Annotated in this window: 13 protein-coding genes; 1 reads left to right on the top strand and 12 read right to left on the bottom strand. The window is 69.6% G+C overall.

Annotated features, from left to right (window positions below; all coding sequences use genetic code 11):
• Positions 1 to 62 precede the first annotated feature (62 nt).
• From GB932_RS14090 to GB932_RS14110, 5 genes are read right to left on the bottom strand one after another with little or no spacing between them, the layout of a single operon-like run.
• Positions 63 to 824, bottom strand: coding sequence for an ABC transporter ATP-binding protein (locus GB932_RS14090; protein ID WP_156761328.1), 762 nt, complete (start codon positions 822 to 824; stop codon positions 63 to 65).
• Positions 821 to 1,651 (bottom strand): ABC transporter permease, encoded by an 831-nt coding sequence (locus tag GB932_RS14095; protein WP_197517494.1) that lies wholly within the window; start codon positions 1,649 to 1,651, stop codon positions 821 to 823. The genes GB932_RS14090 and GB932_RS14095 overlap by 4 nt, the downstream gene beginning before the upstream one ends.
• Positions 1,648 to 2,451: an ABC transporter permease gene (locus GB932_RS14100; protein ID WP_156761330.1), complete on the bottom strand. Its 804-nt coding sequence runs from the start codon at positions 2,449 to 2,451 to the stop codon at positions 1,648 to 1,650. The genes GB932_RS14095 and GB932_RS14100 overlap by 4 nt, the downstream gene beginning before the upstream one ends.
• The gene (locus GB932_RS14105) at positions 2,448 to 3,305 is read right to left on the bottom strand and encodes an MBL fold metallo-hydrolase (RefSeq protein WP_156761331.1); all 858 of its coding nucleotides are present in this window, start codon (positions 3,303 to 3,305) and stop codon (positions 2,448 to 2,450) included. Before GB932_RS14105 ends, GB932_RS14100 begins: the two co-directional genes overlap by 4 nt.
• Positions 3,302 to 4,261 (bottom strand): ABC transporter substrate-binding protein, encoded by a 960-nt coding sequence (locus GB932_RS14110; protein ID WP_156761332.1) that lies wholly within the window; start codon positions 4,259 to 4,261, stop codon positions 3,302 to 3,304. The genes GB932_RS14105 and GB932_RS14110 overlap by 4 nt, the downstream gene beginning before the upstream one ends.
• Positions 4,262 to 4,429: 168 nt before the next feature.
• Here GB932_RS14110 and GB932_RS14115 point away from each other — a divergent pair, with 168 nt between their 5' ends.
• On the top strand, positions 4,430 to 4,966 hold the full coding sequence (locus GB932_RS14115; RefSeq protein WP_197517495.1) for a MarR family winged helix-turn-helix transcriptional regulator: 537 nt from the start codon (positions 4,430 to 4,432) through the stop codon (positions 4,964 to 4,966).
• A 77-nt stretch (positions 4,967 to 5,043) separates the two neighbouring features.
• Here the strand turns inward: GB932_RS14115 and GB932_RS14120 are convergent, their stop codons facing one another.
• From GB932_RS14120 to GB932_RS14150, 7 genes are all read right to left on the bottom strand, one after another.
• Complete coding sequence (locus tag GB932_RS14120) at positions 5,044 to 6,213, bottom strand: thiolase family protein (protein WP_156761334.1); 1,170 nt, start codon at positions 6,211 to 6,213, stop codon at positions 5,044 to 5,046.
• Between the two features lies 1 nt (position 6,214).
• Positions 6,215 to 6,862 carry a 3-oxoacid CoA-transferase subunit B gene (locus tag GB932_RS14125; RefSeq protein ID WP_156761335.1) on the bottom strand — a complete coding sequence of 216 codons (648 nt, stop codon included), beginning with the start codon at positions 6,860 to 6,862 and terminating at the stop codon, positions 6,215 to 6,217.
• Entirely contained in the window at positions 6,859 to 7,605 is a 747-nt protein-coding gene (locus GB932_RS14130; protein WP_156761336.1) for a 3-oxoacid CoA-transferase subunit A, read from the bottom strand. The genes GB932_RS14125 and GB932_RS14130 overlap by 4 nt, the downstream gene beginning before the upstream one ends.
• Positions 7,606 to 7,786: 181 nt before the next feature.
• Positions 7,787 to 8,656 (bottom strand): SMP-30/gluconolactonase/LRE family protein, encoded by an 870-nt coding sequence (locus GB932_RS14135; protein WP_156761337.1) that lies wholly within the window; start codon positions 8,654 to 8,656, stop codon positions 7,787 to 7,789.
• 193 nt (positions 8,657 to 8,849) lie between these two features.
• Positions 8,850 to 9,800 carry a fumarylacetoacetate hydrolase family protein gene (locus GB932_RS14140; protein WP_156761338.1) on the bottom strand — a complete coding sequence of 317 codons (951 nt, stop codon included), beginning with the start codon at positions 9,798 to 9,800 and terminating at the stop codon, positions 8,850 to 8,852.
• On the bottom strand, positions 9,797 to 10,822 hold the full coding sequence (locus tag GB932_RS14145) for an amidohydrolase family protein (RefSeq protein WP_156761339.1): 1,026 nt from the start codon (positions 10,820 to 10,822) through the stop codon (positions 9,797 to 9,799). Before GB932_RS14145 ends, GB932_RS14140 begins: the two co-directional genes overlap by 4 nt.
• A complete protein-coding gene (locus tag GB932_RS14150; protein ID WP_156761340.1) occupies positions 10,819 to 11,952 on the bottom strand; it encodes an FAD-dependent monooxygenase in 1,134 nt (377 codons plus the stop codon). Before GB932_RS14150 ends, GB932_RS14145 begins: the two co-directional genes overlap by 4 nt.
• Positions 11,953 to 11,962: the final 10 nt, after the last annotated feature.

The following is an 11,962-nucleotide window of genomic DNA, read 5'->3' on the forward strand; positions in this document are numbered from 1 at the left end:
CCAGCCTACGATCGCTCGCCGTGCCGTCGCGGGCGAGACGACAGCGGAATCCACCGATCCACTCAGTGCCGGATCGCCGACAGCACCTCCGTACGCAGTCGTGCGAACTCAGGATCCGCCTTCGTCACAAGCTGATCCCGCGGACTCGGGAGCTCGACGTCGAGCTCGACGCTCACCGACGCGGGCCGCTTCGACAGCACGATGACGCGGTCCGCCAGGTACACGGCTTCATCGACGTCGTGCGTGACGAACACGAGCGCGGACTCGATCTGTCCGTGGACCTCGAGGAGAAGATCCTGGAGCTCCGCGCGCGTCTGCGCGTCGACGGCCGCGAACGGCTCGTCCATCACGAGCAGTGGCGCGTCGTACGCCAGCGCGCGAGCGATCGCCACCCGCTGCTGCATTCCCCCCGACAGCTGCCACGGATACGACGATGCGAAGTCGGCGAGACCGACGCTCTCGAGCGCACGCATCGCGCGTTCCCGCCGCTCGGACGCCATGAGCGAGAACCGCAGGAGCACCAGCTCGACGTTCTTCACCACGGACGTCCACGGCAGCAGCGAACGGCTGTAGTCCTGGAACACGAACGCCAGATGCTCTGGGGGTCCGTCGATCTCCGACCCGCGGAGCACGACGGATCCCGTGTCCGGCCGGTCGAGCCCGCTGATGCTGCGCAGGAGAGTCGTCTTGCCCGCGCCCGAGGGGCCGAGGATGCAGATCAGCTCGCCCTTGCGCGCCGAGAACGTGAGCCGCTCGAGGACGGGAAGCGGACCGCTCGGCGTGTCGAAGGTCTTCGAGACGCCGGTGACTTCGAGAGTGTTCATGAATTCGCCCCTCCTCGGGCGTGGAACCAGGACAGGGCCCGGCGCTCGATGACGCCGAGCAGAAGAACGTTGAGCGCATATCCCAGCAGCGCGAACATGATCGCGGTCGCCCAGACGTCGGGGAACCGGAACGCGTCGTTCGCCATGCGCAGCTGGAATCCGAGGCCGTCGGTCGCTCCCACCGCCTGGGCAGGGACGAGGAGCACGATGACGATGGCGAGCGAGGTGCGGATCCCGGCGATGATCGACGGCGACGCCGCCGGGACAGCGATCCGGAACAGCCACGTCGCCCTCGTCAGGCGATACGACCGCCGCAGATCGTGGAGCTGGGAGGGGATCCCGCGTATCCCGTCGATCGTTCCGAGGAGGATCGGCCAGATCGCTCCGAATGTGAGCACGAACATCATCAGCCCGGTCCCGACCCCGAGGATCACGAGAGCGGGCGAGATCAGGAGCACCTTGGGGATCCCGCGGATGAAATCCAGCAGGGGACGCATGGCGCGCTCGGCCGTGTCGTTGAAGCCGATGAGCACGCCGAGCACGACGCCGATCATGGTCGCGAGGACGAGGGACTGGAGAACGAGCAGCGCGCTCGGCACGAAATCGGTCCAGAACATCTCGAAGAACCACATGCGATCGAGCGCGACGACGATGTCCGACAGGGGCGGGAAGGACGCAGAGGTGCCCTCGGCCGACGCGATCCACCACAGCAACACGAGCAGAGTGGGCAGCCAGATCACCGTCAGCAGGCCGCGAACCCATGTCCATGGCGTGCTGCGCGGCTTCATCGCCGTCTGGATGATCGTGCTCGTACGCGTACCGCTCATCGTCGTACCCCTTTCCGGTGGCTCGCGTGCCATCCGAGCACCTTGGCCTCACCCATGCCGATCACGAGGTTCAACCCGACGCTGAGGAAGCCGACGAGCAGGATGAGCGCATACATGCGGGGGAAGTCGCCGATTCTGCGCACCTCATCGACCAGGCTTCCGACGCCGGGCGAACCGCTGAGATACTCGGCGACGACGATCACGATCAGACACAGCGATGCCGAGATCCGCACTCCGGTCGCGATGAACGGCATCGACGCCGGCAGCTGAATCCGGAAGAACGCTGTCGCGGGACGGATCCGATACGACCTGCGGAGGTCACGGAGCACGGGATCGACGCCGCGAACGCCGTAGAGCGTCTGGATGAGGATCGGGAACACGGCTGCAAACGACGCCATCGCGACCTTCATCGCCATCGAGGTGCCGAGCATCAGGATCAGGATGAAGATCAGCGCAGGCGGAGGCGTCGACCTCAGCACGTCGATCAGAAGGGAGGTGGACTTCGTGAGGAAGCGGCTCGGTCCGATCAGGAGCCCCAGACCGACGCCCAGCGCGATCGAGACGCACATCGCCAGGAGCCATCCGAGTACGGTGTTCCCGATCGCCCACCACGTGGTCGCCTGAGCGAGCGTGGTGACGAACGAGACCGCCACATCCGAGAACGCCGGGAAGTCACGGGGATCGAGGATCCCCAGCCGGCTCACCATCTCCCACACCAGGGTGATCGCCAGCACGACCGCGATGCGGAGTGCGGTGATGCGCATCTCCGTTCCCATGCGAGGGGTTGCCAGCGCCGTCATCTGCGGTCGCCTCCATGGTCGATCACGCGCGCCCAGAGATCCCGTCCGACGATCAGCTCGCCGGTGAATCCACCGTCGCGGACGCGCCGCGCGAACAGCTCCTCCTCGTCGGGCGATCGGGGCGGCGGAAGCAGGTGCGTCAGGACGAGCGTCTCGACGCCCGAACGCTCGGCCATCGCACCGAGGTCGACGGCGTCCGCGTGATAGCTGTACACGCTTGCATCGCCGCCGGATGGCATGAGCTCTCGGAGCGCGACCTCGTGCACGAGGACATCGGCCCCGAAGGAGAGCTTCTCGACAGCATCGCACGTGCGCGTGTCACCGCTGACGACGACGGCGTGCCCTCCCGCATCGACGCGGTACGCGACGGCGGGCTCGACGGGCGGATGCTCGACGAGCACGCTCCGCACGGTCACACCGCCGTGCTCGAACACGACATCCGACTCGGCTCGAGCCGCGAACGGGCGCCAGTCCAGGGAAAGCGGGTCGCGCCCCGTCACATGCTCACGGATCTCCAGGTCCGCGCGCCACGCGCTCAGCAGGCGCTCGCCGAAATCCGACAGGGGCCCATCCGGCACGATGACCGGGAGGGACCCCGCACGGAGAATCCACCTGTTGAAGAGAATGTCATCGATGTCGACGCAGTGGTCGGAGTGATGGTGGGTGAGGAACATCGCGGTGAGATCGGAGGTGGCGACGCCGACCTCGGCCAGACGCAGCGTCGTCGCACGTCCTGCGTCGAACTGCAGCTGCGTGGTCCCGCTCTGGACCAGGACGCCCGCGCCGGCGCGGCCGGGAGCGACGTGGGGGATTCCCGTTCCCGTGATCGTGACTTTCAGCTTCTCGCTTTTCACGGGACCAGCGCCTCCAGGTCGGGGGCTTCGTCGATGAACTCCCACTCGACCATCGAGTCGACCAGGGTCTGCATCCCGTCCCGCGTGACCTCGGTGTCGAACGTCGGAAGGCGCACCGTCTCCGCCTGTTCCGGCGTGAGGTCGATCAGCTCGGGAAGCGCCTCGCGGAGCCTCTCCTCGTCGTCGTTCGCCCAGTCGACCGCAGCGGCGAACGCGCGCCGGAACGCTTCGACGGTCTCCTCGTCAGCCGCGACCGTCTCCTGAGTTGCGGCGATCACGCCGATCGGAGCGGGTGTCTCGAATGCGTTGTGCCCGACGCCGACAAGGCGCACCGTGCCGTCCTCCTCCATCCCCGAGACGAACGGTTCGATCGACACGGCGGCGTCGATCGATCCTGACCGGAGCGCGGCCGCCATATCGGGGAACGTGATGTCGACGAACTCGTTCGCGTCGGGGTCACCCCCTTCGGCCACCATCGCGTTGCGCACCATCAGCGTGTTCTGCGAGGTCAGAGTCTGGGTCCCGATCGTGAGTCCTGTGAGGTCGGACACCTCCTCGATCCCGGAATCCGCCGGGACCATGATCGCAGTCTCATCCGTCTCCTCGGTCGAGGCGGTTCTCGTACGACCGCTGACCACTTGGAGCGGAAGTCCCTGTGCCACCGCGGCGGCCACGACCGACGCACCGAGCGAGGCGAGGTCCACCTCGCCGCTCTGCAGTGCCGCGACGGCCGCTGGCCCGGGAACCTCCTCGATCTCGACGTCGAGCCCCTCGGCCTCGAAGAAGCCCTGCTCGTCGGCGATCAGGACGGGGACGGAGCCCGATACGGGCACGATCGCGATCGACAGGGAACCACCCGCGTCGCCGCCCTCCTCCGCGGCGGAGCAGCCGACGCCGGCGATCGCCGTCGCCGACATGATCGCGATGGCGGCCTTCGTACGTGTCGTCTTCGACATGTCTCTCGTCCTCTCCGGGCGTCATCGTTGACGCCTCACGGAGAGGATACCCGTTTAGTTCTGCATACGGAAGTAGTTGCTTCTGAAGTCAGAACCAGTTGCTCCGAGGATATGCCCACTGGCTCTACGGTGGAAGGGCCCCACCTCTTCGAACACGACGAGACAGAGATGACGACGGAACAGCAGACGGCCGGTCACGAACTCACGGCGACTCCCGAGACTGACACCTCACGCGGTCTCGCGACCGTGATCATGCGCGTGCGCCACATCATCGCCGAGGGGATCCGCGGCGAGATCCCGTGGGAGATCCTTCCCATGGCCCAGGTCGAGATCCTTCAGAACGTCGAACGCATGCCGGGTCTGCGTCTGTCTGACCTCGCCTATCGGCAGCGCCTCGCCGTGAACACGGTTAGCACCCTCACGAAGGAGATGGCGAACAAGGGCCTGATCGAGCGACGCCCGGACGAGCGAGACCGTCGAGTCCTGCGCCTGCACACGACTGAACGCGGCCGGGAGATGGTCGAACAGTTCGTCGCCGCGACCTCGAGCTTCATCGCAAGCGGGCTGCGCCGGATGGACGACGATGCGCTGCAGGCGCTGGGCGACACGACCGCGCTCCTGCACACGCTCGCATCCGCTCTCGAGGACAACTACTCGGCTTCCTTCGGAACGGAGCACGGCGGTCCACCCGACGCACGGGGATGACCTCGGACGGGGCATCGAGCCACCGGGGCGCGCTCCTGTGCGCCGCACAGCGGCGACAGAGCGAGCCCCGGAACGGGTCACCGCTCGAGCACGACGGCGAGGCCCTGGCCGACGCCGATGCAGATCGCTGCGACCGCGACCCCGGATCCGCGGCGCGCGAGCTCATGCGCCGCGTGGCCGATGATGCGCCCGCCCGAGGCACCGAGGGGGTGCCCCATCGCGAGCGCGCCGCCGTGGATGTTCAGCTTCTCCGGATCCAGTTCGGGCCAGCCGGCGAGACAGGCGAGCGACTGGGACGCGAACGCCTCGTTGAGCTCGACGACGTCGACGTCCGCCCAGGTGCGACCGGCGCGCGCGAGCGCCTTGTTCGCGGCCTCGATGGGCGCGATCGGGAAGTCGTCGGGATCCACGCCGTGCGTGCCGCGGCCCGTGATGCGGGCGAGGGGCTCGGCGTCGATCGCGCCTTCGGCGCCCAGAAGCACGGCGGACGCGCCGTCGTTGATCGACGACGAGTTGCCGGCCGTGACCGATCCGCCCTCCGCGAAGAGCGGCTTCAGGCCCGCGAGCTTGTCGACGGTGGATCCGTCGCGGATCCCCTCGTCGCGCGCCAGCTCCACACCCTCGACCTGCACGATCTCGCGATCGAACACGCCATCCGCCCACGCCTGCGCGGCACGCGTGTGGCTGCGCACGGCGAAGGCGTCCTGCTCCTCGCGGCTGATGCCCCACTCGCGGGCGATCTTCTCGGCCGACTCGCCGTTCGAGATCGTCCAGTGCGTCGGCAGCTTCCGGTTGACCATGCGCCACCCGATCGATGTGTTCCACATCGTCGGATTGCCGCCGGCCGGGAACGGCTTCGGCGACTTCTCGACGACGAAGGGCGCGCGGCTCATCGACTCGACGCCGCCCGCGAGGATCACCTCCGCGTCCCCCGCCTCGATCGCACGGGATCCCTGGAACACGGCTTCGACGCTCGACGCGCAGAGGCGGTTGACGGTCGTGCCCGTCACGGAGGTCGGGAACCCGGCGAGCAGCGCGCCGAAGCGGGCCACATTGCGGTTGTCCTCGCCCGCCTGGTTCGCGTCGCCGAAGATCACGTCGGCGATCCGGGCGGGGTCCACGCCGGCCCGCTCGACGGAGGCGCGCATGACGGTCGCCGCGAGGTCGTCCGGGCGGACCCCCGAGAGCGCCCCGGCAGCCCGTCCGAACGGCGTGCGGACGGCGTCGTAGATGTATGTGGCGGTCATGTCACTCTCCCCCGAGGCTCAGGCCCGTGAGCCCCTCGAGCTCCGCGACCGTATTGGATCCGAACGCCTCGCGCACGCGGAAGCCGTCCGGCGTGACGTCGAAGACGGCATGGTCGGTGTACACGCGCGTCACGCAGCCGACGCCCGTCAGCGGGTAGGTGCACGCCTCGACGATCTTCGGCTCACCCTTCTTCGTGAGCAGATCCGTCATGACGTAGACGTCCTTCGCGCCGATCGCGAGGTCCATCGCGCCTCCGACGGCGGGGATCGCGCCGGGTGCGCCTGTCGACCAGTTCGCGAGGTCGCCGTTCTGCGCGACCTGGAACGCGCCGAGCACGCAGACGTCGAGGTGCCCGCCGCGCATCATCGCGAACGAGTCGGCATGATGGAAGTAGGCGGCGCCCTTGAGCGCTGTGACGGGCTGCTTGCCCGCGTTGATGAGATCGGGATCCACGAGGCCTTCCTCGGGCGCACCGCCCATGCCGAGCAGGCCGTTCTCGGTGTGGAGGATGATCTCCTCGTCCTCGGGCAGGTAGTTGGCGACGAGCGTCGGGGCGCCGATGCCGAGGTTGACGAAGGCACCCTCTGGGATGTCGGCGGCGATTCGCGCCGCGAGATCCTGGCGGGTGATGCGGGTGAGCTCGGTCATCGTGCGTCCTCCTCGGTCTGCAGCGGGCGTCCCTCGATGTCGACGCCGCCGACGAACTCGCCGTCTGCGATCCAGGCGCGGTCGCCGACGGCGACGACGCGATCGACGTAGATGCCGGGCGTCACGACGTGCTCGGGATCGAGGGATCCGAGCTCGACGACGCGGTCGACCTGCACGATGCTCGTCGTCGCGGCGGCGGCCATGATGGGGCCGAAGTTGCGGGCCGTCTCGCGGTAGACGACGTTGCCCCAGCGGTCGGCGCGGTATCCGGAGACGAGCGCATAGTCGGCCCGGAGCGGGTACTCGAGGGCGTAGGCGCGCCCGTCGATCTCGCGGATCTCCTTGCCGTCGGCGAGCTGGGTCCCGACGCCCGTCGGGGTGTAGAAGGCGCCGATCCCGGCACCGGCGGCGCGGATCCGCTCAGCCAGGTTGCCCTGCGGCACCAGCTCGAGCTCGACCTTCCCGTCTCGGTACAGGCCGTCGAAGACCCACGAATCGCTCTGCCGCGGGAAGGAGCAGACGATCTTCCGCACCTGCCCCGCGGCGAGAAGAGCCGCAAGCCCGGTGTCGCCGTTGCCGGCATTGTTGTTCACGATCGTCAGGTCCTTCGCGCCCGTGGCGATGAGCGCGTCGATCAGCTCGACGGGCTGCCCCGCCCGGCCGAACCCGCCGATCATGACGGTGGATCCATCCTCGATGCCTGCCACGGCGTCTGACACGCTCGCGACGCTCTTGTCGATCATCCGGCCTCCTTGCGGGTGTTCGCTCTGCGAACAGTAGTTCGCTCTACGCACCGATGGTAGCGGATCCGGGCGAGCAGTGGAAGCCCCACCCCTCCGTTCGAAGGCCTGGGCCATGCGCCGAATGCCGCAGATGGCTCCAACCCGCGCGGGGTGGAGCCATCTGAGGCATTCGAAGAGTGCGTCAGCCGGCGAACGCGTGCACGGGGGCGCCGTGGACGCCGACCTCGACGGCGAGGACGCGGCCGGCGAGGGGCTCCGCCGCGACGTCCACGTTCTCCTGCGAGGTCGTCACGAACAGGGTCGTCCCATCCGAGCCGCCGAAAGCGCACGAGGTCGGGTTGCTGACGGGCAGCGCGATCCGGTCCTCGAGGGTCCCGTCGGGGCCGTAGCGGTGCACCGCGGATCCGCCCCAGATCGCGACCCACAGGCAGCCGTCGGCGTCGAGGGCGCAGCCGTCCGGCGCCCCGACCTCCGCGGGGATCGCGATGTGCGGGCGGGACGCGCCGAACTCGCCCATATCAGGGTCGAACGCGTACGCCCGGATCTCGCCCGTCGGGGTGTCGGTGTGCAGCGCCGTGTGGCCGTCGTCGACCCACACGAGCCCGTTGGGGATCGACACGCTCTCGAGGGCGACGTGGACGCTGAGGTCCGGGTCGAGGCGGTACAGGGTTCCGGCGCCGCCGCGCGCGTCATAGGACATCGATCCGACGAACAGGCGTCCGGACGGGTCGCACGCCCCCTCGTTCATGCGGATCGATGGATCCTCGAAGACGGCGATCTCCCGCTCGAGCGAGAGATCGTCGTCGAGGATCAGGAAGCCGCGCTGCACCGCCACGACGTACCCGCCGCCGCGCCGGGCGCGGATGACGGCGGCGACATCGGATCCCATGTCCGTCCGCTCGGCGGCATCGCCGCGGAGCGTCACGACATCGCCCGCGAGCATGTCGACGTAGCGCAGTGCGCCGATGCGCGGATCCCACCACGCGCCCTCGCCGTGGAAGACGGCGTGGTCGCCGATCCAGCGTCCGCCTGATCGATCCGAAGCGGTCATCACGTTCCTCCTCGCGCCGTACTCGGACCGAGCGTATCCGACCGATCGACGAGCGCTTCGAATGCCGCGAATCGCCCCGAGATCCGCTACTTGCAGCGATCTGAGGCATTCGACTGGTCCACCCTTGCTTCGAATGCCGCAACCTGCGCCAAGATTCAGATCTTGGCGCGATCTGCGGCATTCGAGCCGGCGCTCAGCGGTGCCGGATCCGCGGACGCACGCGCGCACGCGGGAGGGGCGGGGCCGGGCGGGAGGCGCCGACGGATCCCGTCAGCTCGCCGATCCCCTCGACCACCATGCGCACCTCGTCGCCCTCCTCGAGCGGCGGCAAGTCGCTGCCACGGCCCCACAGCTCGCCCAGGCAGCCGCCGTTTCCGACGGTGCCGGATCCGAGCACGTCGCCCGGCACGATCCGTGACGCCCGCGATGCATAGGCCACGAGCTCCGCGAACGGCCAGCCCATGTTCGACACGAGGTCCTCGCCATACCGCTCGCCGTTCACGACGACCTCGGCGCGCACCGCGAGGAAGCCCTCGCCGTCCTCGAACCGCGCGAGCTCGTCGGCCGTCACGATCCAGGGCCCGAGCGTCATCGCGAAGTCCTTGCCCTTGCAGGGACCGAGGCGCACCTTCATCTCGCGCGCCTGCAGGTCGCGGGCCGACCAGTCGTTCATGATCGTGTACCCGAAGATCGCGTCGCCGGCCTCCTGCGCCGTGAGGTCCGTTCCTGACCGCCCGATCACGGCCGCGACCTCGAGCTCGAAGTCGAGCCGGTGCGTCTCGGGCGGCGTGATCGTCTCCCCCGGCCCGGCGATCGTGTGCGGGTTCGTGAAGTAGAACGTCGGCGCCTCGTACCACTCGTCGGCGACGTGGCTCTTCCCCTCGACGCCCGCGCTCACGCCCTCGACGTGCTCCTCGAAGGCGACGAAGTCGCGCACCGACGCGGGATCCAACGGGGCGCGGAGCGCCACGGCGTCGAGCGCGGTGACGGGATCCCCGGCGCGTGCACGCAGCTCGGCGAGCGCGCCGAGGCCCGCCGCGAGGACATCGGCGACGAGGAGCCCACCTGGGAACGGCACGACGCCCGTGTCGTCGATGAAGCCGTCCTCGTGGCGGCCGTCACGGATCCAGCGCCCGATCCTCATGCGCGCGCCCCCTCGGCGACCGCGACCCCCGCGGCGAGCGCGCCCGCGTTGCCCGCGAGCACGGCGTCGACGGCGTCCTGCGGGAGCCCTGCCCCGCGCGCGAACGCGACGGGATCGTCGAGGCCCATGTCGAAGGGGAAGTCGGATCCGAGGACGACGCGGTCGGCGCCGGCGATGTCGACGAGGTCGCGCAGCGCGCGCTCGTCATGCACCACCGTGTCGAACCACATCCGCCGCAGGTAGGTCGAGGGGGCGTTCTCGCAGCCACGCGCCTCCGGGCGCACGCGCCATGCGCGATCGGAGCGGCCGATCGCCGTCGGCAGGTATCCGCCGCCGTGCGCGGCGACGATCTTCAGCGCCGGGTGTCGGTCGAGCACGCCCGCGAAGATGAGGTGCGAGATCGCGACGGCGTTCTCGACCGGCTGTCCGACGGTGTTCGACAGGTAGAACGTGTCGAGGCGCTCGTCGAGCGAGCAGCCGAAGGGGTGCAGGAACACGATCGCGCCGAGCTCGCCGGCGCGCGCCCAGAACGGCTCGAGGCGCTCGTCGGACAGTTCGACGTCGCCCGCGAACGAGGAGATCTCGACGCCGAGCAGGCCGTGCGTCACGACGGCGTCCTCGAGCAGCTCGACGGCACGGGACGGGTGCTGCAGCGGGATCGTGCCGAGCCCGCGCAGGCGGTCGGGGGCCTCCGCGACGTGGGCGGCGATGAGGCGGTTCGCCTCGCGCGCGGCCCACACTCCGAGCTCCTCGTCGGCCCACGGGTAGTAGTGGTTCGGCGACGGACTCACCCACTGCACGGCCACGCCCTGCTCATCCATGCGCGCGAGGCGCGCCGCCGCATCGGTGAGGAGAGGGATCCGCTCGCCGATCATCGCGCCCGACGCCTCGAGGCTCGGGACGCCGTTGCGCACGCGCTCGAGGTCGGCCGCCGCCGCGATCCCGTCGGGATCCCGTCGCGCGACCTCCTGCTGGAGCGAGGGCATGAGCAGGTGGGCGTGGACGTCGACAGCCGCGGTCATGCCGGTTCCGCCATCTTCTGCGCGATGCCGAAGATGAGCCCTGGCGCGTCCGCTTCGCGGTTGTGCTCGAGCTGCCACCTCCCGAGCTGCACCGACGCCTCGACGACGGCCGTCGCGCGCGCGACGCGGCGCGCGTGGAAGGCGTCCCACAGATCCTGATCGACGGCGGATCCGGCGAGCAGCAGCTCGGCGAGCACGAGCCCGTCCTCGAGCGCCTGCGCGGCGCCCTGTGCGATGGTCGGCGGGCAGCTGTGTGCGGCGTCGCCGATGATGACCGTGCGCCCGCGGTTCCACGGGCCCTCGATCACGTGTGCGGTGAACCACGTGTAGTTGATGCGGCTCGACTCGTCGAGGCTCTCGCGCACCTCGGCCCAGGGGCCGCCGTATGCGGCCGCGAGGCCCTTCATGATGTCGACGGCCTCGGCGGGGCCGACGCCGAAGCGATCCTGCGCGTCCTCGACGAGGAAGGCGTACATCGAGTCGTCGCCGGTCGGGGTGTAGCCGGCGATGTGGACGGGGCCGCCGTAGTAGAGCTGGGTCTGCGTCACCGCGGCGGGGCGCGGCACGAACGCGCGCCAGATGCCCATGCCGGTGTGCTCGGGCTGGGTCACGATGTCGATGAGCTCGCGCACGGTCGAGTGCAGGCCGTCGGCGCCGACGAGCAGGTCGAATTCGCCGACCGTCGCGCCGCCGACGTCGACGCGCACGCCCGTGTCCGTCTCGCGCACGCCCGTCACCTTGGATCCGAAGTGGATCCGCACGCCGAGGGACTCGGCGCGCTCCGTGAGGATCCGCGCCAGGTCGGGCCGGTACATGCCCATGCCCGCGGGGAAGTCGGGACCGCCCGTCTTCACCTCGGGCAGATCGGCGACCACGGCTGCGTCCGGGCCCGGCGCGCGCAGCGTGAGTCCCTCGAAGGGGTAGCCGAGGGCCGCCGCCTCCTCCCACACGCCGAGCGCCGCGAGGGAGCGGAGGGCGTTGCCCTGCAGGGTGATGCCGGATCCGAGCGCGGGCAGCTCGGACTTCAACTCGTAGACGTCGACCTCGACGCCGGCGGCGGCCAGCGGGATCGCGACGGCCATGCTGGCTGCGCCGCATCCGGCGATCGCGACCTTCTTCACTGCGGTCATGGGGAGAACC

Source organism: Microbacterium karelineae, from assembly GCF_009745985.1.
GTDB classification, from domain to species: Bacteria; Actinomycetota; Actinomycetes; order Actinomycetales; family Microbacteriaceae; genus Microbacterium; species Microbacterium karelineae.

Coding starts and splice junctions, on each gene's coding strand:
- GB932_RS14145 (WP_156761339.1), bottom strand. CDS start 10,822: ATGACCGCGGCTGTCGACGTCCACGCCCACCTGCTCATGCCCTCGCTC.
- GB932_RS14135 (WP_156761337.1), bottom strand. CDS start 8,656: ATGACCGCTTCGGATCGATCAGGCGGACGCTGGATCGGCGACCACGCC.
- GB932_RS14130 (WP_156761336.1), bottom strand. CDS start 7,605: ATGATCGACAAGAGCGTCGCGAGCGTGTCAGACGCCGTGGCAGGCATC.
- GB932_RS14100 (WP_156761330.1), bottom strand. CDS start 2,451: ATGACGGCGCTGGCAACCCCTCGCATGGGAACGGAGATGCGCATCACC.
- GB932_RS14110 (WP_156761332.1), bottom strand. CDS start 4,261: ATGTCGAAGACGACACGTACGAAGGCCGCCATCGCGATCATGTCGGCG.
- GB932_RS14115 (WP_197517495.1), top strand. CDS start 4,430: ATGACGACGGAACAGCAGACGGCCGGTCACGAACTCACGGCGACTCCC.
- GB932_RS14125 (WP_156761335.1), bottom strand. CDS start 6,862: ATGACCGAGCTCACCCGCATCACCCGCCAGGATCTCGCGGCGCGAATC.
- GB932_RS14095 (WP_197517494.1), bottom strand. CDS start 1,651: ATGAGCGGTACGCGTACGAGCACGATCATCCAGACGGCGATGAAGCCG.
- GB932_RS14090 (WP_156761328.1), bottom strand. CDS start 824: ATGAACACTCTCGAAGTCACCGGCGTCTCGAAGACCTTCGACACGCCG.
- GB932_RS14120 (WP_156761334.1), bottom strand. CDS start 6,213: ATGACCGCCACATACATCTACGACGCCGTCCGCACGCCGTTCGGACGG.
- GB932_RS14150 (WP_156761340.1), bottom strand. CDS start 11,952: ATGACCGCAGTGAAGAAGGTCGCGATCGCCGGATGCGGCGCAGCCAGC.
- GB932_RS14140 (WP_156761338.1), bottom strand. CDS start 9,800: ATGAGGATCGGGCGCTGGATCCGTGACGGCCGCCACGAGGACGGCTTC.